Source organism: Actinomadura opuntiae, from assembly GCF_030283205.1.
Taxonomy (GTDB): Bacteria; Actinomycetota; Actinomycetes; order Streptosporangiales; family Streptosporangiaceae; genus Spirillospora.
Genome location: NZ_JASNWF010000002.1, coordinates 576,880 through 595,234, shown reverse-complemented (window position 1 = coordinate 595,234; position 18,355 = coordinate 576,880). Strand labels below are relative to the sequence as shown.

The following is an 18,355-nucleotide window of genomic DNA, read 5'->3' as shown; positions in this document are numbered from 1 at the left end:
GCGGCCGCGCGGCGGGCCGCCGGGCGGGCGCGGCTACGCTCTGTCCCCGTGGCCGAGATCGCGCCGGGCGCCGTGCCGAGCCCGAACATCTGGAACTCCCCGCAGGTCTACGAGCTGGAGAACCGCGCGGTCGACCCGGACGGCGTGCTGGACGCGGCGATGCGCGCGATCCGGCCGTGGACGGGCGCGACCGTGCTGGACCTCGGCTGCGGCACCGGCTTCCACCTGCCGCATTTCGCCGCCGAGGCCGACCGGGTGATCGGGATCGAGCCGCACGCGGGGCTCGCCGGGACGGCGGCGCGCCGCGTCCGCGATCTCCCGAACGTCACCGTGCGTGTCGGCGCGGCGCAGGCGCTGCCGCTGCCGGACGCGTCGGTGGACGTGGTGCACGTTCGGTGGGCGTACTTCTTCGGACCGGGCTGCGAGCCGGGCCTCGCGGAACTGGACCGGGTCGTCCGGCGCGGCGGCGCGGTCTTCGTCATCGACAACGACGCGACGCGCTCCACGTTCGGCCGCTGGTTCCGGCGCGGCCTGCCGGCGTACGACCCGGAGGCGGTCGAGCGGTTCTGGACGCGGCGCGGCTTCACCCGCGAGCCGCTGACGATCAGGTGGGCGTTCGAGAACCGGGACGACCTGGCCGCGGTGCTGCGGATCGAGTTCCCCGCCGACCTGGCGGCGGAGTTCCTGCGCGAGCGCCCCGGCCTCGAAGTGGACTACGCGGTCAATCTGTGGTGGCGTTGCGTCTGAGGTTACTGACGAGTCCGTCACAGTCGGCGTCCCGCTGTGGCCACTCTTGGATCCCGCGTACAACAATGGGCGCCGGACCACCACCGGCGCCGCAGGCGCCCGCGACGCCGCCCCGCCCCCGGCACGGCGTCCGCCCCGAAGGAACGGAGGAACCGGCCATGGGCCGTGCCGCCAGGACGAGCAGTGCCGCGCCCGGGGGAACGCTCCCCCAGGCCACCCGCGCCCCCCGCGCGAAGGCCGTGGGCGGCGCGCTCGCCGCCGCCGCGCTCGCCGGAGCCGGCGCCGGCGCCGGGCTGGCCCTGCAGCGCCGCGCCGTCCGCCGCCTCCAGCTGCGCCCCGACCCCTACGCCGGCGAGCCGTTCGGCTCGCTGCGCGGCCGCCCCGTCCCCGTCCGCGCCGACGACGGCACCCGGCTGTACGCCGAGATCGACGGCGAGGACCGCACCGACCTCGCCGTCGTGTTCTCCCACGGCTGGACCCTCACCCAGGACTCCTGGCACTTCCAGCGCAAGGCGCTGCGCGGCCTCGGCCGGCTCGTCTTCTGGGACCAGCGCGGCCACGGCCGCTCCGACGGCGGCGCCCGCGACGGCTACAGCCTCGACCGCCTCGCGGGCGACCTCGCCGCCGTCATCGAGGCCACCGTCCCCGCCGACACCCCCGTCGTCCTGGTCGGCCACTCCATGGGCGGCATGACCACGATGCGCTACGCCGACGCCAACGCCGACCTGGTCGGCAACAAGATCGCAGCGACCGGGCTGCTGTGCACCTCGTCGGGCGGGCTCGGCCAGGTCACCCTCGGCATGCCCGCCCTCGTCGCGCGCGCCACCCAGCGCGTCCTGCCCCGGGCCCTGCGCGCCCTCGGCGCCGGCTCGGCCGGCATCGAGAAGGTCCGCCACCTCGGCCGGGACGGCTCCACGCTGATCCTCGACCTGATCGCCTACGGCCCCGACGCCAGCCCCGCCGCCGTCGCGTTCGCCGAGCAGATGATGGCCGAGACCCGGATGGACGCGCTCATCGACTTCTTCCACTCGATGGTCACCACCGAGGTGATCAGCGACTGCGCGTCCCTCGGCGCCGCCGACACCCTGGTCATCGGCGCCGAGAACGACATGCTCACCCCGGTCGAGCACAGCCTCAAGATCGCCGGCTGCGTCCCGTCGGCCCGCCTCGAGGTCGTCCCCACCGCCGGCCACATGGCCATGCTGGAACGCCCCAGCGTCGTCTCCGACCACCTCGGCGACCTCATCGAACGCGCGAGAAAGGCCACGAGCGCCTAGTTCTGTCACCGCCGGGCCCTAAAGTCTCGGGGCATGGCGAAGGCGAAGACGGCCAAGGCTGCCTACCGCTGCTCCGAATGCGGCTGGCAGACCTCGAAATGGGTGGGGCGCTGCGGCGAGTGCCAGACGTGGGGCACGGTCGCCGAGGCGGCCTCGGCGACCCCCGCGCGGGTCGTGACCGCCGGGCCCGTCAGCACGCCGGCCAGGCCGATCGGGCAGGTCGACGTCCAGAACGCCCAGACCAGGCCCACCGGGCTCGACGAGCTGGACCGCGTCCTCGGCGGCGGCATCGTGCCCGGCGCCGTGGTGCTGCTGGCCGGCGAGCCCGGCATCGGCAAGTCGACGCTGCTGCTGGAGGTCGCGGCGCTGGCGTCCACCCCGCCCGAGGTGCCGCGGCAGGCGGCCGCCAGGCGCGTCCTGTACGTCACCGGCGAGGAGTCGGCCGAGCAGGTCCGGCTGCGGGCCGACCGCGTCGGCGCGATCACCGACGACCTGTACCTGGCCGCCGAGACGGAGCTGTCCGCCGTCCTCGGCCACATCGACACCGTCGAGCCGGCCCTCGTCGTCGTCGACTCCATCCAGACCATCGGGACGTCCGAGGTCGACGGCGCGCCCGGCGGCGTCACCCAGATCCGCGAGGTCGCCGCCAACCTGATCAGGGTCGCCAAGGAGCGCGGCGTCACCGTCGTGCTGGTCGGCCACGTCACCAAGGAGGGCGCGATCGCCGGGCCGCGGCTGCTGGAGCACCTCGTCGACGTCGTCCTCTACTTCGAGGGCGACCGGCACTCCCGGCTCCGGATGATCCGCGCCGTGAAGAACCGCTACGGCCCGACCGACGAGCTCGGCTGCTTCGACCTGTCGGAGGTCGGGATCGTCGGGCTGCCCGACCCGAGCGGGCTGTTCCTCACCCGCCGCGACGAGCCCGTGCCCGGCACCTGCGTCACCGTCACCTTGGAGGGCCGCCGGCCGCTGGTCGCCGAGGTGCAGGCCCTGGTCGCCAAGTCGCACCTGCCCGCGCCGCGGCGCGCCACGTCCGGCCTCGACACCTCCCGCGTCGCGATGGTGCTGGCCGTGCTCGCCCAGCGCTGCAAGATCTCCATGCACGAGCAGGACGTGTACGTCTCCACCGTCGGCGGCGTCCGGCTCGCCGAGACCTCCGTCGACCTCGCGCTCGGCCTCGCCGTCGCCGGGTCCACCGTCGAGCAGGCGCTGTCGGGCAGCCTCATCGCGCTCGGCGAGGTCGGCCTGGCCGGGGAGGTCCGCGTCGTGCCCGGCGTGCAGCGGCGGCTGGCCGAGGCGGCGCGGCTCGGCTTCAAGCACGCCGTCGTCCCGCGCGGCTCCCTCGAACTCGCCGACGGGTCGCCGCTCAAGCGCGCCGACCCGCAGCTCAGCAGCTACGAGGGCATGAAGGTGATGGAGGTCGACAGCCTGCAGCAGGCCCTCCAGGTCGCCTTTACCGCGCCCTGACGCGGGTAACGCCAGAGTATTACGGCACGCGTCAGGTGTTTGCGACCAGGGGAGGAACCGGGCCGCCGTCCTCCTCGGTAAACTGACGCCGTCCAGCGACCTCCGGGGGCCAGGTGCCAGAACACGACAAGGCTCATGACGAACGACGCCGCGCCACGCTCGCCGCGGTGGCCCCGGGCACGCAGATACGCGACGGCCTGGAGCGCATCCTGCGGGGGCACACCGGCGGGCTGATCGTGCTCGGCTACGACCAGGCCGTCGAGGACCTGTGCTCGGGCGGCTTCGAACTCGACGTCGAGTTCTCCGCCACGCGGCTGCGCGAGCTGGCCAAGATGGACGGCGCGATCGTGCTGGACAACGACCACTCCCACATCGTGCGGGCCGCCGTCCACCTCGTGCCGGACTCCACCATCCCCACCGAGGAGTCGGGCACCCGGCACCGCACCGCCGAGCGCGTCGCCCGCCAGACGCCGCACCCGGTCATCTCGGTGAGCCAGTCGATGCGGATCATCGCGCTCTACCTCGACGGCATCCGCTACGTCCTGGAGGACTCCGCGGCGATCCTGTCCAAGGCCAACCAGGCCCTCGCGACGCTCGAGCGCTATAAGCTGCGGCTGGACGAGGTGTCCGGCACGCTGTCCGCGCTGGAGATCGAGGACCTCGTCACCGTCCGCGACGTCAGCGCCGTCGTCCAGCGGCTGGAGATGGTGCGCCGCATCGCCGACGAGATCGAGGGCTACGTCGTCGAGCTCGGCACCGACGGCCGGCTGCTGTCCCTGCAGCTGGACGAGCTGGTCTCCGGCGTCGACGTCGACCGGGAGCTGATCGTCCGCGACTACCCGTCCGACGACACGCGCGCCCGCGGCGTCAACGCGATCCTGTCCGCGCTCGACACGCTGTCGGCCAACGAGCTGCTCGACCTGTCCACGGTCGCCGAGGTGATGGGCTTCGCCGGGCCCGACGCCCTCGACCTGCCGGTCAGCCCGAAGGGGTTCCGGCTGCTGGCGAAGGTGCCGCGGCTGCCGAGCATGGTCGTCGAACGGCTCGTCGAGCACTTCGGCGGCCTGCAGAAGCTCCTCGCCGCCAGCATCGACGACCTCCAGGCCGTCGGCGGCGTGGGCGAGTCGCGGGCCCGCAGCGTCCGCGAGGGTCTGTCCCGCCTCGCCGAGTCGTCGATCCTCGAACGCTACGTCTGACCGCCGCGCCGCGTGCCACAATGGCGATCCGCCATGAACTCCACCTATACCGACCCGATTCTCGACTGGTACGACGGCAACGCCCGGGACCTCCCGTGGCGCGCCCCCGACGCCACCCCCTGGGGCGTCCTGGTCAGCGAGATCATGCTCCAGCAGACGCCCGTCTCCCGCGTCCTGCCGGTCTGGCAGGCCTGGATGGACCGCTGGCCCACGCCCGCGGCGCTCGCCGCCGAACCGTCCGGTGAGGCCGTCCGCGCCTGGGGCCGGCTCGGCTACCCGCGCCGCGCGCTGCGGCTGCACGAGAGCGCCCGCGCGATCACCGACCGGCACGGCGGCGAGGTCCCCTCGTCCCACGCGGACCTGCTGGCCCTGCCCGGCATCGGCGCCTACACCGCCGCCGCCGTCGCCAGCTTCGCCTTCAAGCAGCGCCACGCCGTGCTCGACACCAACGTCCGGCGCGTCCTGGCCCGCCTCGTCTCCGGCGAGGAGTACCCGCCGAAGACGCAGACCAGGGCCGAGGTGAAGCTCGCCGAGGACCTGCTGCCCCTCGACCCGCCGACCGCCGCCCGCTGGGCCGTCGCCGTCATGGAGCTCGGCGCCCTGGTGTGCACCGCCCGCACGCCCCGCTGCGTCGACTGCCCCGTCCTGTCCCAGTGCACCTGGCACCTGAACGGCCGTCCCGCCTACGACGGCCCGCCCCGCAAGGGCCAGACCTACGCGGGCACCGACCGCCAGTGCCGCGGCCGCCTCCTCGCCGTCCTCCGCGACGCCTCCGGCCCGGTCGAGAAGCCCGCCCTCGACGTCGTCTGGTCCGATCCTCTCCAACGCGAACGCGCCCTCGACGCCCTCATAGCCGACGGCCTCGTAGACCCCCTAGAAGACGGCCGCTACACCCTCCCCACCTAACCTCCCGCCGACAGACGGGCCAGGAGGGCGGCATGACCGCCGAACAGACCCCCGATTGGCTCCGTCTGCCGGTCGGGGCACGTGGGCGGCGCGATAATGGTTGGTCAAGGGCCTCGGTAGGCCCGTACGGTACGGCGGGTGCGTGATCTGCTGACCCTCCCCAAGGCCCACTTGCACGTTCATCTGGAGAGCACCGTGCGGTGGGCGACGCTGCGGGAGATCGGCACGGCCAACGGCGTACAGGTCCCCGAGGACGGCGGCACGTTCGGCGGGTTCGCCGCCTTCTTCGCCCAGAACGAACTCGTGCGCTCATGCCTGCGGCGGCCTGCCGATTTCCGGCGGATCGCCTACGAGTTCTGCGAGGACGAGGCGGCACAGGGCACCCGCTACGCCGAGGTCTCGTTCACCGCCGCCGCCCACGGCGAGAGGCTCGGCGACCTCGACATGCCGCTGACGGCCGTCCGCGAGGGCCTGGCCGCGGGAGGCGAGGCGTTCGGCATCGAGGTCGGCCTGCTCCTCGACCATTCCCGCCGCCGCTCCGTCGACCGGGCCTGGCGCACGCTGGACCTCGCCCGCCGCCACGACTGCGTCGTCGCCGTCGGCCTCGCCGGTGACGAGTCCCACCCGGGCGACCCGTTCACCGAGGTCTTCGCGGCGGCCCGCGACGCCGGGCTCCACGTCGTCCACCACGCCGGTGAGGGCGAGGGCCCGGCCAGCATCCGGCAGGCGCTCGGAGCGGGCCGCACCGAGCGCCTCGGCCACGGCATCCGCGTCCTGGACGACCCGGACCTCGTCGCCGAGGTGCGCGAACGGAGGATCCCGCTCGAGGTCTGCCCGTCGTCCAACGTCGCGCTGGGCTTCGCGCCGTCCCTAGCCGATCACCCCCTTCCGCGGCTCCGCGACGCGGGCCTGATCGTCACCGTCAACACCGACATCCCCGCCCTGATCGGCACGCCGCTCGCCGCCGAGTACGCCCGCGTCCGCGACGCGTTCGGCTACGACGACGCCACCCTCGCCGCCCTGGCCCGCGCCGGCGTCGACGCGTCCTTCGCCCCCTCCACCACCAAGACCCGCCTCAACCAGGAGATCGACACCTGGCTCGCCACACCCCCGTGACCAAGGCGACCAATCCCACCCTCCTCAGCCCGACCCCACCACGCCTGACCGCCAAGCCACTCCGAACAACGCAGCCGACCGAACGCGCGCTCTCAGCCGCCAACCCGCCGGCCTCGCACCGCGACGGCGTCAGGTAGGGCCGACCGGATGGGGGCTGGCAGCCTCCAACCCGCTGGCCCGGCGCCGCGCTGTCTTGCGGGCGGCGCGGTGTCAGGTGGGGAGGGGGCGGTCGTTGACGATGTGCTTCATCACGAGGGTGGAGTTCAGCCGCTGGACGCCGGGCAGCGCGGAGAGCACGTCGTCCTCCAGCTCCTGGTAGGCGGTCAGGTCTGCGGTGACGATGCGCAGCAGGTAGTCGGGGTCGCCGAACAGCCGCTGCGCCTGCACGACCTCCGGGACCCGTTCGACCGCCGCCTCGAAGCCGAGCAGGGTCTCCCGGTCCTCCTGGCGCATGGTGACGAACACCAGCGCCTGGAAGGTGAGCCCCAGGGCGGCGGCGTCCACGACCGCGCGGTATCCGCGGATGGTGCCGTTGCGCTCCAGCTCGCGCAGCCGCCGGTGGCAGGGCGAGACGCTCAGCCCGACCCGCGCCGCAACCTCGGTGATCGTCGCCCGGCCGTCCTCCTGGAGCACCGCAATGATCTTCCGGTCGATGGCGTCCACGAAGAAGATTCTTCCACGAATGCGGCGTGTTGCGGTGGAACTTGGCAACACATTCCGGCACTTCGCACATATTCTCCCCTCATCTGCCGCCATCCGAGGGGATTCCCGCCATGGACACCGGCTCCGTCCTCGCCTTCTGGTCGGTCGCGTTCCTGCTCATCGCCGTCCCCGGAGCGGACTGGGCCTTCACGATCAGCGCCGGGCTGCGGGGGCGCTCCGTCCTCCCCGCGGTGAGCGGGCTGGTCACCGGGTACGCCGCCGTGACGGTCGTCGTCGCGGCCGGGGTCGGGGCGCTGGTCGCCGGCTCCCCGGATATCCTCACCGGCCTCACGCTCGTCGGCGGGGCCTACCTCGTGTGGCACGGCGCCACGACCCTCATGCACCCGTCCGCGCCCGACCCGGAGCACGCCCGGCCCGCGGGCACCGAATGGCGGGTCTTCCTGCGCGGAATCGGCGTCAGCGGCCTCAACCCCAAGGGCCTGCTGATCTTCGTCGCGCTGCTGCCCCAGTTCACCGACCCGGACGACCGCTGGCCGATCGCCGGTCAGATCGGCGTCCTCGGCACGACCTACATGGCGACCTGCGCGCTGTTCTACCTCACCCTCGGCACCCTCGCCCGCGGCGCGCTGCAGGGACGTCCCGCCGCCGCCCGCTCGATCAGCCGGCTGTCCGGCGTCGCCATGGCGGGCATCGGCACCTGGCTGCTCATCGACCGCCTTCTGGCCCTCCTCTAACGAACAAGTGCGTCTGTTAGAGTGGCGGTCGCCGAGCCGAGGAGGCGACCGATGAGCTCCGCACACTGGCCCGACGGCGTCGACGAGATCATCGGCGGCGACCAGGCCGTCATGCTCGCCACGGTCACACCGGCCCGCGGCGTGGTCCTCACCCCGGTGACGAACTTCGGGGCGCGGGACCGCGACGCCGGCACCGTCACCGTGAACAGCTCGGTCGGGGGCTGGAAGAAGCTGGAGCGCATCAGGCGCGATCCCCGTGTCGCCCTCGCCTTCCATACCCGGCTGCACGGCTACAGCGACCGTCCCGAGTACGTGCTGGTGCAGGGCACCGCGTCGCTCTCGGCCCCGCGCGACGACTATCCCGCGTCCCTGGGCGCGGACTGGGAGCGTTTCGACGGACCGCGCGCCACCGGCCCCTTCTGGAGCCCCTGGCTGCGCCCGTACTACACCCGCGTGGTCATCGACATCGCGGTCGAGCGGCTGGTCGTGTGGCCGGACCTCTCCTGCAAGGGGAGACCGGAGGTTTTCGGCCCCCGGCTGCCGGACCCGCCGCCACCGCACAAGGCGCCCGGCCTTGGCACCGGTCCGCGCATCGACCACGTCAAGGCGGCGGACCGGCTCGAGGGCCTACCCGACGCCCTGCTCGGGTGGACCGGTACCGACGGCTTCCCCATGGTGATTCCCGTCGGCTTCAGCGGTCATGACGCCGACGGGATACTGCTCCACGTCCCGCTCGGGGTCCTTCCCGACGGCGGGCGCCGTGCCGGCCTGACCGCCCACTCCTTCAGCAAGTACGTGCAGGGGCAGCAGCAGCGCGTCCACACGGGCTGGTTGGAGAGCGGCCCGCAGGTCCGCTACGCCCCGCACACCGAACTCGCCTACCGGACGCCGCCGTCCAAGCTCCTCTACCGGCTCGGGATAGGGGTGGCCATGCGCGTCGCCCTGCGCCGCGCCCGCCGCGCGGGCCACGACATCGCGCAGTGACCCGGCGGCCCCGAGCGGCGGTTCAACGGACGACGGTGTGCACGTGGCCGGCGCGGATCTCGCGGAGGAACGGATCGGCGTCGTCGGCCCACTGGGCGCGGGTGCGGACGACCGGGTGGACGGGAAGGCCGAGCCGGGCGGCGGCCTCCTGGGCGGCGTCGAACGCCGCGTCGCGGCCGATCTCGCCGATCACCAGTACCTCGACATCGCGCGGCGGGTCGCCCGGCACGCCGGCATAGCGGGACGCCCAGGGGCCGAACAGGTGCGCCTCGCGGACGAGCGGGAGCCGCCCGAACTCCTCGGCGACCACGGCCGCGGGGCCGAACGTCAGCATGACCAGACGGGCCAGCGGCTCGTACAGCGGGCTCGCCTCGTCGCGGGAGACCAGGCGGCCGGCGAGCGTGCGGCGCAGCGCGAGGACGCCCGCCCGCGACAGCCGCTCCACCTCGCGCATCACCGAGCCGAGGTCGGTGCGGAGCATCACCGCGAGGTCGAGCATCGACGCCTCGCGCCGGGGCCCGAGCAGCAGCCGGGCGAGCAGTTCGCCCTGCAGCCGGGATCTGAAGATCGGCAGTTGCGGTGGGGCGGGGATGCGCACGTCGCGCTGGAATGCCGCGGCCGGCGGGCGGCCGCGCGGCCGCCCGTACTCCGCCGCCGAACCCACTGCATTCGATCGCATGTTCGAATACTAGAAGCCGCCTCCGACATCCCCGGGCGCCGAGAAGCGCCGCGAGAAGGCCGAAGGCGCACCGAAGGACGGCTCCCATGCGAGCCCCTTTCGCCGATGGTCGCGATGCACTCCATCGTCGAGGGGCGTCTCCGCAGCCGGAAGTGGAACGGCGTTCTGTGGATAACCCGGCTCAGAGTTCGGTCGGGGCCTCGGGCTCACGGATGAACAGGCAGAACGGGTGGCCGATCGGGTCGAGGAAGACGCGCACGTCGTCGGCCGGCTGGACGGCGGCGAGGACGGCGCCGCAGTCCTCGGCATGACGCGACGCCTCCTCCAGGTCGTCCACCTCGAGGTCCAGATGGGCCTGGATCTGCTGCGCGCCCTCCGCTGCGGGCCATGTGGGCGCGACGTGCAGCGGCTCCGCCTGGAAGGAGAGCCCCGTCCCGCCGCCGGGCGGACGCAGTTTCACCCAGCCGGGCACGTTCTGCACCACCGTCCAGCCCAGGAGGCGCTGGTAGAAGGCGGCCAGCTCCTGCGGGTCCGGGGCGTCCAGGACGGGTGCGGACAGGGCCATGCGCGGCGGACGGGTCACAACTGCTCCAGCCGGTAGGGGGCACGTCGGCGACATGATCCCCACGCAGCCCCCGGACATGCGGAAGGGCCCGCACCGAACGGGTCGGTGCGGGCCCTGCCGAGGGCTGAGGTGATCAGTCCTTGTTGAAGTTGACCGCGCCCTCGATGGGCGGGGCGTCGGGAACCGTGGCGGACGGCTTCGGCACGCCCCGGAAGGTGAACTTGGCGTCCAGGACCTCGTCGGCGTCCCGCGTGCCGCCCTCGGGATCGAAGTTCTCGGTGCCCACGATGACGATCTGGCCGGGCTTCAGCTCGTTGTAGAGGATCTTCTCGGAGAGCTGGTCCTCGATCTCGCGCTGGATCGTGCGGCGCAGCGGCCGGGCCCCGAGCACCGGGTCGTAACCCCGGATCGCCAGCAGGTCCTTGGCCTCCTGGCGCAGCTCCAGGCCCATGTCGCGGTCCTTCAGCCGCTCGTCCACCCGGGCGATCATCAGGTCGACGATCTGGATGATCTCCTTCGGGGTGAGCTGGTGGAAGACCACCGTGTCGTCGACGCGGTTGAGGAACTCGGGGCGGAAGTGCTGCTTGAGCTCCTCCGACACCTTGGCCTTCATCCGGTCGTAGGACCCCTGCTCGTCGTTCTGCCGGGCGAAGCCCATCGAGACGCCCTTGGAGATGTCCTTGGACCCCAGGTTCGTCGTCATGATGATGACGGTGTTCTTGAAGTCCACGACGCGGCCCTGCGCGTCGGTGAGGCGCCCGTCCTCCAGGATCTGCAGCAGCGAGTTGAAGATGTCCTGGTGGGCCTTCTCGATCTCGTCGAACAGCACGACCGAGAACGGCTTGCGGCGCACCTTCTCCGTCAGCTGGCCGCCCTCTTCGTACCCGACGTAGCCGGGCGGGGAGCCGAACAGCCGCGAGACGGTGTGCTTCTCCATGAACTCGGACATGTCGAGCTGGATCAGCGCGTCCTCGTCGCCGAACAGGAACTCCGCAAGGGTCTTGGACAGCTCGGTCTTACCGACGCCGGACGGGCCGGCGAAGATGAACGAGCCGCCGGGACGCTTCGGGTCCTTCAGGCCGGCGCGGGTACGGCGGATCGACTGCGAGAGCGCCTTGATGGCGTCCTCCTGGCCGATGACGCGCTTGTGGAGCTCGTCCTCCATGCGCAGCAGCCGGGTGGACTCCTCCTCGGTCAGCTTGAAGACCGGGATGCCGGTGGCGGTGGCGAGGACCTCGGCGATCAGCTCGTCGGTGACCTCGGCCACGACGTCCATGTCGCCGGCCTTCCACTCCTTCTCCCGCTGCGCCTTCTGGCCGAGAAGCTGCTTCTCGGAGTCGCGCAGCGCGGCGGCCTTCTCGAAGTCCTGCGCGTCGATCGCGGACTCCTTCTCGCGCCGCACGTCGGCGATCTTCTCGTCGTACTCGCGCAGGTCCGGCGGAGCGGTCATCCGGCGGATGCGCATCCGGGAGCCGGCCTCGTCGATGAGGTCGATCGCCTTGTCGGGCAGGAACCGGTCGCTGATGTAGCGGTCGGCGAGCTGCGCGGCGGCGACCAGCGCGCTGTCGGTGATCGACACGCGGTGGTGCGCCTCGTAGCGGTCGCGCAGGCCCTTGAGGATCTCGATGGTGTGGCTGAGCGACGGCTCGGCCACCTGGATCGGCTGGAAGCGGCGCTCCAGCGCGGCGTCCTTCTCCAGGTGCTTGCGGTACTCGTCCAGCGTGGTGGCGCCGATCGTCTGCAGCTCGCCGCGGGCCAGCATCGGCTTGAGGATGCTGGCGGCGTCGATCGCGCCCTCGGCGGCGCCCGCGCCGACGAGCGTGTGCAGCTCGTCGATGAACAGGATGATGTCGCCGCGGGTGCGGATCTCCTTGAGCACCTTCTTCAGGCGCTCCTCGAAGTCGCCGCGGTACCGGGAGCCGGCGACCAGCGCGCCCAGGTCGAGGGTGTAGAGCTGCTTGTCCTTCAGCGTCTCCGGGACCTCGCCCTTGACGATCTTCTGCGCGAGGCCCTCGACGACGGCCGTTTTACCGACGCCGGGCTCGCCCACGAGGACGGGGTTGTTCTTGGTGCGGCGGGACAGCACCTGCATGACCCGCTCGATCTCCTTGTCCCGGCCGATGACCGGGTCCAGCTTGCCCTCCCGCGCGGCCTGCGTCAGGTTGCGGCCGAACTGGTCGAGCACGAGGGAGGTGGACGGCGCGGACTCCGAGGGGCCGCCGGAGGCGGCCGGCTCCTTGCCCTGGTAGCCGTGCAGCAACTGGATCACCTGCTGGCGGACCCGGTTGAGGTCGGCGCCGAGCTTGACCAGCACCTGGGCGGCCACGCCCTCGCCCTCGCGGATCAGCCCGAGCAGGATGTGCTCGGTGCCGATGTAGTTGTGGCCGAGCTGCAGCGCCTCGCGCAGTGACAGCTCGAGGACCTTCTTGGCACGCGGAGTGAACGGGATGTGGCCCGACGGCGCCTGCTGGCCCTGGCCGATGATCTCCTCGACCTGCTGGCGAACCGCCTCGAGGCTGATCCCCAGGCTCTCCAGGGCCTTGGCAGCGACGCCCTCACCCTCGTGGATCAGACCCAGGAGGATGTGCTCGGTGCCGATGTAGTTGTGGTTGAGCATCCTGGCCTCTTCCTGAGCCAGGACGACAACCCGCCGCGCGCGGTCGGTGAACCTCTCGAACATCTCGTCGCTCCTCACAGAGCGGTTGGGCAGAGTCCGGAACGTCCGGAACTGTCCTTCCGCATGCTAGCCCGCCCCGAGGAGGCCGCCCGGTGCACTCCCACCAGAAGACGTTCCCCAGCTAAGCGCTGTTCAGTCTCATCCAACTACCGCATCGGTGCGTCATGTTCCCGCTACGCCCCAAGCGAACGGGGGCTTTCCGCAGGTCGTCCAGGGTCGCGTCCGAGGATCGTCGAACGGGGGCGATGTCCCGGTCTACCGCGCGGGGGCACGGGCCAAACCACCCGAACGCTACGCCACAAGCGAACGGCCCGTCTCATGGAGGGAGACGGGCCGCCGGAGCGGGGTGGGGCGGTCAGTTCGCCGCCTCGTACTGCTCGATCACGGTCGCCGGGATCCGGCCGCGCTCATTGACCTTGATGCCATTGTTCTTGGCCCAGGCACGGATCTCGGCGCTGCGCTCGCGGCTGGACGCTCCGCGCTGGCGGCGCCGCTTGTTGACCGTGCCCGCCTTGCGCGACTTCTCCACGAACGGCAGCAGAGAATCCCGCAGCTTCTTAGCGTTGGCGCCACTCAGGTCGATCTCGTAGGAGGCGCCGTCGATCGAGAACGCTACGGTCTCGTCCGCCTCGCCACCGTCGAGGTCGTCGACGAGAAGCACCTGAACCTTCTGTGCCATGGGGACAGACCTTTCGGCTGGAGCAAACTGCATTCGGTTGACAAAGATATACCGGGAAGTCTGCCGATGACAATTCAAGTCCGGGGTGAACATCCGTTGGCGGCGGCTATCGACGTCCCGTCCGGTGCGCACCGGGCACCGGCGGCCCTCGTCCGGATGAGGCGGCGTTCAATTCCGGCGGAGGCCCGGCCTGTGGATTTCGGCGTGACCGGGGTCACGGTGCACCGCCCTGACCTGGGCCGCCGAACGCGCATTGGACCAGGTATGGGGGCGGTCGGGCTTTCCGGCCGGAGGACCTTGGCGGGAAAAGTGTCCACCCGGACCATAACAGGGCCGGCACACCGGCACCCCTTGCCGACGTTTAACCCTGCCGTAACGGCACTAACCGGGGCAGGGCCCGGAATGCGCGGCGGACCGGCGCAGGGCCCGCTACCGGGCACGCAGCGCCGCCACCGGCGGATGTGGACGGATTACCAACCGCGGAGTCATGGCGAAATCTGTTGCCGCCCGGCGCACCGGAACTGGCGGCGGGACGCCGGAGCGTAACGCCGCCGGTACCTGCCGATCCCGAAATCTGTGGATAAGCGGTACAAAGCGGCCGCCCGCCCCAGTCCGGCGCGAGACGGCGTCCCATCCGGACTAACTGGACCGCCCAATGAAGGCCGAGTCCCCGCCGCAGCGGAAGCAGATCCAAACCGGAGGCGCCTTCCGGGACGAGACACATCGTCCGCGAATCCGGGCCCGTAACCTGAACGTGTCCGGAACGAGCTGGCATTGGCCCCCGCAAGTCCGGTGTCCGAAACGACACGGGATCCCCGCCAAAGCCCGACGGCCCCGGCGCACAAGCGGACGAGCCCGGGCGGGCAGCGGCCGTCACCGAGAGCGTCCGGAGCACCGCGCCGGTATGGCGGAGAGAGACGCGGAACGCCGGTGAATCAAGGCGTGCGGCGTTTTACGACCACGGTGCCGGCGAGCCGGTCATGGAGGGCCTGGCGGCGCGTCCCCTCGTATATGAACCCGGCGTTCGCCACCCAGAACAGGCCCGCCAGAAGACCGACAATGTGAACGGGCCGGAGCGCGATCGGCACCGCGTACACCGCGGCCCTCAGAACCGCCCGCGGGACGTTCGGACGGCCATAAGAGGCGTGCGGAAGGCCCGAAGCGGACGACGCGGTCTCGGTCTCCTCAGCGCCTGTGGCGGCGTCCTCAAGGCTGGAAGGGTCGGGGACGACCTGGATCCCCGCGAAGCGCTTGCCGAGGGTCCGTCCCCACAGGGCGAGCTGGACGGCCTCGTACAGCAGCATGCAGCCCGCCACGACGGGTGGCGCGACGATGTCGAGCTCGTGGCCGGAGACGAACTCCTTCACCACGATGATGATGGGCAGGCCGACGATCAGGGTGTCGACGATGCGCGCCAGGAGGCGCTGCCCGGGCTCGGCGAGCGCCGGGCCTTCGCCGTCCTCTGCTTGCGCGTCCTGGGCCGGATCGTCCTGCGCCATGGGCTCGTCGTCCGGGAGGCCGTTCTCCGTCCCGGACGGCTCGTCCGACCCCTGCGCGGGCGTTCGCGATGTCGCCATCGCGGTCCTACTCCGTGTACTCGGTGTACTCGTCGTATCCGACGCGCTCGTCAATGACGAGGGTGTCGGCGAAGCGGTCGTGCAGCGCCTGGTGCAGCGGCTGGTCCCAGATCGCCCAGAGATAGGCCATCAGGGCGCCCGCCCACACCAGCACCATCCCGTAAGCGAAGTACTGCCACACCATCACGGCCAGCACGAGGAAGAAGAAGACGCCGATCTGGTAGACGACGTGGGTGATGGCGGCGCGCCACACGGCCTGTGTCGTCGTCAGCTGGTTCCCGGCGGGACGGGCCTGGACGACGCCGATGCCCATGAAGCGCTTGCCGAACGTCCGGCCCCACATGGACAGCTGTACGGCCTCGTAAATGAACGGCAGCACCGACAGGACCGCGAACAGCGTGAAGATGATGGGCCAGTTCCAGATGCCGCCCTCGTCCTCGGTCTTGCTGCCGGGCTTGCCCAACCCGAACGCGCCGATCGTGATGGGAAGGACGAGCGCGAACCCGAAGACCGCCACGAGCGCGTTGTCGATGAGCCGGGCGCCCGCACGCCGCACAATCGGCGCCAGCGGCATGTCCCCGCCGGCGGAGCCGCCGTACTGGTCGTAGGCCGGCTCATAGGAGTCGTACGACGGCTGCTGCGGGTTCTGCCACTGCTGCTCATAGGACGGAGGCTGCTGCTGTTGCTGCCACTGCTGCGCGGGCGGTTGCCCATGCCGCTCGGGCTGCTGCCATTGCGGGGGACTCTGGTACTGGGGCGGCGGTCCGTACGAACCCTGCCCCTGCGGCGGCTGGTAGGGCGGCCGCCCGCGGTTGCGGGAATCACTCATCTGGGTCAGTCCTCCAGGCGAAGCAACATCCGGGTGTTGCCCAACGTATTGGGCTTGACCCTGTCGAGGTCCAGGAACTCCGCAACGCCTTCGTCGTAGGAGCGGAGGAGCTCCTCGTACACCTCTGGCGCCACCGGAGTACCGAGAATCTGCTGGAAGCCATGGCGCGCGAAGAACTCCACTTCGAAGGTAAGACAGAAAACCCGCCGAACGCCTAGTTCCCGTGCGGTTTCCAGGAGCCGCGCGACGATGCGGTGCCCGATTCCGCGTCCGCCGTACCCCTTGTCCACGGCGACCGAGCGGACCTCCGCCAGGTCCTCCCACATCACGTGGAGCGCCCCGCAGGCCACCACGGGACCGCCCTCGCCCGGGCCGACGCCCTCGATGTCCTCGGCGACCCAGTACTCCTGGACGTCCTCGTACAGCTTCACCGTCGACTTCTTGAGCAGGCGTCGCCCCGACCCGGCGTACAGATCGACCAGCCTGCGGATCCCCTGAACGTCGGCGGTACGAGCACGCCTGATGACGACTTCCACAAACAGGCGAGGTTACCGAACCCCGGCCCGTTCCCGGCCACCGGCGCCGCACCACCGGGCCGCGCGCATCCCGGCGGCCCCGCAAGCACCGCCAAAACCGGCGCTTCCCCCGCGCATCGTCCGCCACGACCTGCGAATTCGCATGTTCTGGTTGGCATCCAATGGCGGTTCCGTTAGTGTCCCGCTCTGACGTCGGCCTTCCGCGAAGCGGAGGCCGGACCGCCGAGTCCACGGGCCGCAGCCGGCGCCCCGAGGAGCCGGGGACCCACTTTCGGAGCGTTCGGGGGACCACCCCGAGCCGATGCCGTCTGGGGTGAATCCGCTACCGCGTGGACCGATCCGCGCGCGCAGCGGACGGGCTGCTCCGGCCCGAACCCGTCAGCTAACTCGGTAGGCGGACAAGGAGAGGAGATTTGGTGCGGACGGCTCGTTTCCGCGTCCGGGCGCTCACGGTCGCCGGCGCGCTCACCGCCCTTTCCATCGCGCCGCACGTGGTGGCGCCGCATTCGCTTCCGGCGGCGCACGCCGATCCCGACCCGTCGGCCAAGGAACTGAAGGACCAGGCGTTCAAGCTCTCGGACCAGCTGGAGAAGCTCACCGAGCAGTACAACGGCCTGAAGGTGAAGCTGCAGCAGTCGCAGCGGGCGGCGAAGGTCGCCGCCTCCAACGCCACGCGCCAGCAGAAGTCGCTGGAGGGCCTGCGCGAGAAGGTCGGCGCGCTGGCCGCCACCAGCTACATGCAGGGCGGCACCGACCCCACGGTCTCGTTCATCTCCGCCCAGGACCCGCAGGCCGTCCTCGACCAGGCCGCGACGCTCAACTACTTCGCCACCCAGGACAGCACGCAGGTGCTCGGCCTCATGCAGGCGATGCAGTCGGCCCAGCGCGCGCGCAAGTCCGCCGAGGAGCGCGCCCAGCAGGTCGAGCAGCTGAGGGCGCAGCTCACCGATCAGAAGAAGAAGGTCACTTCCGCCTACGAGAAGGTCCGCGGCAAGGCCGTCAAGAAGGACCCGACCCTGCTGGCGAAGCTGCCGGTCGTCGGCGACGGCAAGGCCGCGGAGGCGCTGCGGTACGCGATGAGCAAGCTCGGCAGACCGTACGTGTGGGGCGCGGCCGGTCCGACCACGTTCGACTGCTCCGGCCTGACGATGTGGGCCTACAAGCAGGTCGGCATCAATCTGCCGCACTACACCGGCAGCCAGTGGAACGCCGGCACGCACGTCCCGGAGAGCCAGATGCAGCCGGGCGACCTGATCTTCTTCTACTCCGACCTGCACCACATGGGCATGTACGTCGGCGGCGGCAAGATGATCCACGCCCCCCACACCGGCGACGTGGTCCGCATAGCGTCCCTGGAAGGCCGCCCCATAGCCGGCGTAGTCCGAGTCGCATAACCGCGCCGGACGAAGAGTTCCGCACCACGCAGGGCCCGCAACGGACAAGAGCTCTAACCTAAGCCGGAACGGACCGCAACGTTGCGATCGCGTGCGAAGCCAAGTTCGAGCGAAGCGAGAACTTGATCGCGCAGCGAGGCCCCCAGGGCCGAGCCGGAGCGATGCTGCGATCGCACTTTGCCCGCCGAAGGAAGGCGCCCCAGCGCCTGACGCCAAGGGCAAAGCAATGAATCCGTCCGCGGCGGCGCTTCTGCAGGGACCTACCTGTCAGGGGTTCGGCGCCGCCGCTGCGGGGTCGGACGAGTTCGCGTCGCTGGACTTGCTTCCGG

At 71.2% G+C, this 18,355-nt stretch carries 17 protein-coding genes and 1 riboswitch; of the genes, 9 read left to right on the top strand and 8 right to left on the bottom strand.

The genetic code is table 11. The features are described 5' to 3' along the window. The first annotated feature begins 48 nt into the window (after positions 1-48). The 6 genes from QP089_RS06195 (at position 49) to add (ending at position 6,709) form a co-directional block, all read left to right on the top strand. Positions 49-747 (top strand): class I SAM-dependent methyltransferase, encoded by a 699-nt coding sequence (locus QP089_RS06195; RefSeq protein WP_285910332.1) that lies wholly within the window; start codon positions 49-51, stop codon positions 745-747. Positions 748-905: 158 nt separating this feature from the next. Next, positions 906-2,024 carry an alpha/beta fold hydrolase gene (locus QP089_RS06190; protein ID WP_285910331.1) on the top strand — a complete coding sequence of 373 codons (1,119 nt, stop codon included), beginning with the start codon at positions 906-908 and terminating at the stop codon, positions 2,022-2,024. A 33-nt stretch (positions 2,025-2,057) separates the two neighbouring features. Beyond that, positions 2,058-3,491 (top strand): DNA repair protein RadA, encoded by a 1,434-nt coding sequence (gene radA / locus QP089_RS06185; protein WP_285910330.1) that lies wholly within the window; start codon positions 2,058-2,060, stop codon positions 3,489-3,491. A 113-nt stretch (positions 3,492-3,604) separates the two neighbouring features. Then, on the top strand, positions 3,605-4,687 hold the full coding sequence (gene disA, locus QP089_RS06180) for a DNA integrity scanning diadenylate cyclase DisA (protein WP_285910329.1): 1,083 nt from the start codon (positions 3,605-3,607) through the stop codon (positions 4,685-4,687). A 33-nt stretch (positions 4,688-4,720) separates the two neighbouring features. Beyond that, the gene (locus QP089_RS06175) at positions 4,721-5,593 is read left to right on the top strand and encodes an HhH-GPD family protein (protein ID WP_285910328.1); all 873 of its coding nucleotides are present in this window, start codon (positions 4,721-4,723) and stop codon (positions 5,591-5,593) included. A 138-nt stretch (positions 5,594-5,731) separates the two neighbouring features. Then, positions 5,732-6,709 carry an adenosine deaminase gene (gene add / locus QP089_RS06170; RefSeq protein ID WP_285910327.1) on the top strand — a complete coding sequence of 326 codons (978 nt, stop codon included), beginning with the start codon at positions 5,732-5,734 and terminating at the stop codon, positions 6,707-6,709. 210 nt (positions 6,710-6,919) lie between these two features. Here add and QP089_RS06165 read toward each other — a convergent pair whose 3' ends face one another. After that, on the bottom strand, positions 6,920-7,372 hold the full coding sequence (locus QP089_RS06165; protein WP_190859459.1) for an Lrp/AsnC family transcriptional regulator: 453 nt from the start codon (positions 7,370-7,372) through the stop codon (positions 6,920-6,922). 110 nt (positions 7,373-7,482) lie between these two features. On the opposite strand from QP089_RS06165, the gene QP089_RS06160 reads away from it, so the two are divergent. Next, positions 7,483-8,106, top strand: coding sequence for a LysE family translocator (locus QP089_RS06160; RefSeq protein WP_285910326.1), 624 nt, complete (start codon positions 7,483-7,485; stop codon positions 8,104-8,106). A gap of 51 nt (positions 8,107-8,157) precedes the next feature. Continuing rightward, on the top strand, positions 8,158-9,090 hold the full coding sequence (locus QP089_RS06155; protein ID WP_285910325.1) for a pyridoxamine 5'-phosphate oxidase family protein: 933 nt from the start codon (positions 8,158-8,160) through the stop codon (positions 9,088-9,090). A gap of 22 nt (positions 9,091-9,112) precedes the next feature. Here the strand turns inward: QP089_RS06155 and QP089_RS06150 are convergent, their stop codons facing one another. The 7 genes from QP089_RS06150 to QP089_RS06120 form a co-directional block, all read right to left on the bottom strand. Beyond that, complete coding sequence (locus QP089_RS06150; protein WP_285910324.1) at positions 9,113-9,769, bottom strand: hypothetical protein; 657 nt, start codon at positions 9,767-9,769, stop codon at positions 9,113-9,115. Between the two features lie 181 nt (positions 9,770-9,950). Beyond that, complete coding sequence (locus QP089_RS06145; protein ID WP_285910323.1) at positions 9,951-10,352, bottom strand: VOC family protein; 402 nt, start codon at positions 10,350-10,352, stop codon at positions 9,951-9,953. Between the two features lie 115 nt (positions 10,353-10,467). Further along, on the bottom strand, positions 10,468-13,014 hold the full coding sequence (locus QP089_RS06140) for an ATP-dependent Clp protease ATP-binding subunit (RefSeq protein ID WP_285910322.1): 2,547 nt from the start codon (positions 13,012-13,014) through the stop codon (positions 10,468-10,470). 352 nt (positions 13,015-13,366) lie between these two features. Further along, positions 13,367-13,690, bottom strand: coding sequence for a histone-like nucleoid-structuring protein Lsr2 (locus QP089_RS06135; protein ID WP_285910321.1), 324 nt, complete (start codon positions 13,688-13,690; stop codon positions 13,367-13,369). Positions 13,691-14,625: 935 nt separating this feature from the next. Continuing rightward, positions 14,626-15,267, bottom strand: a complete 642-nt coding sequence (locus QP089_RS06130; RefSeq protein ID WP_285910320.1) for an RDD family protein — start codon at positions 15,265-15,267, stop codon at positions 14,626-14,628. A gap of 7 nt (positions 15,268-15,274) precedes the next feature. Beyond that, positions 15,275-16,096 carry an RDD family protein gene (locus QP089_RS06125; protein ID WP_285910319.1) on the bottom strand — a complete coding sequence of 274 codons (822 nt, stop codon included), beginning with the start codon at positions 16,094-16,096 and terminating at the stop codon, positions 15,275-15,277. Positions 16,097-16,101: 5 nt separating this feature from the next. After that, positions 16,102-16,632 carry an amino-acid N-acetyltransferase gene (locus QP089_RS06120; protein ID WP_446474007.1) on the bottom strand — a complete coding sequence of 177 codons (531 nt, stop codon included), beginning with the start codon at positions 16,630-16,632 and terminating at the stop codon, positions 16,102-16,104. Positions 16,633-16,855: 223 nt separating this feature from the next. Then, a riboswitch (cyclic di-AMP (ydaO/yuaA leader) is annotated at positions 16,856-17,045 on the top strand. 3 nt (positions 17,046-17,048) lie between these two features. On the opposite strand from QP089_RS06120, the gene QP089_RS06115 reads away from it, so the two are divergent. Then, positions 17,049-18,026 (top strand): NlpC/P60 family protein, encoded by a 978-nt coding sequence (locus QP089_RS06115; RefSeq protein WP_285910318.1) that lies wholly within the window; start codon positions 17,049-17,051, stop codon positions 18,024-18,026. Positions 18,027-18,355 lie beyond the last annotated feature (329 nt).

Bases quoted from the DNA above. Each gene is read 5' to 3' on its own strand.
- QP089_RS06160 (WP_285910326.1), top strand. From the start codon at position 7,483: ATGGACACCGGCTCCGTCCTCGCCTTCTGGTCGGTCGCGTTCCTGCTC.
- QP089_RS06125 (WP_285910319.1), bottom strand. From the start codon at position 16,096: ATGAGTGATTCCCGCAACCGCGGGCGGCCGCCCTACCAGCCGCCGCAG.
- QP089_RS06140 (WP_285910322.1), bottom strand. From the start codon at position 13,014: ATGTTCGAGAGGTTCACCGACCGCGCGCGGCGGGTTGTCGTCCTGGCT.
- QP089_RS06155 (WP_285910325.1), top strand. From the start codon at position 8,158: ATGAGCTCCGCACACTGGCCCGACGGCGTCGACGAGATCATCGGCGGC.
- QP089_RS06175 (WP_285910328.1), top strand. From the start codon at position 4,721: ATGAACTCCACCTATACCGACCCGATTCTCGACTGGTACGACGGCAAC.
- radA (WP_285910330.1), top strand. From the start codon at position 2,058: ATGGCGAAGGCGAAGACGGCCAAGGCTGCCTACCGCTGCTCCGAATGC.
- QP089_RS06135 (WP_285910321.1), bottom strand. From the start codon at position 13,690: ATGGCACAGAAGGTTCAGGTGCTTCTCGTCGACGACCTCGACGGTGGC.
- QP089_RS06190 (WP_285910331.1), top strand. From the start codon at position 906: ATGGGCCGTGCCGCCAGGACGAGCAGTGCCGCGCCCGGGGGAACGCTC.
- QP089_RS06130 (WP_285910320.1), bottom strand. From the start codon at position 15,267: ATGGCGACATCGCGAACGCCCGCGCAGGGGTCGGACGAGCCGTCCGGG.
- QP089_RS06150 (WP_285910324.1), bottom strand. From the start codon at position 9,769: ATGCGATCGAATGCAGTGGGTTCGGCGGCGGAGTACGGGCGGCCGCGC.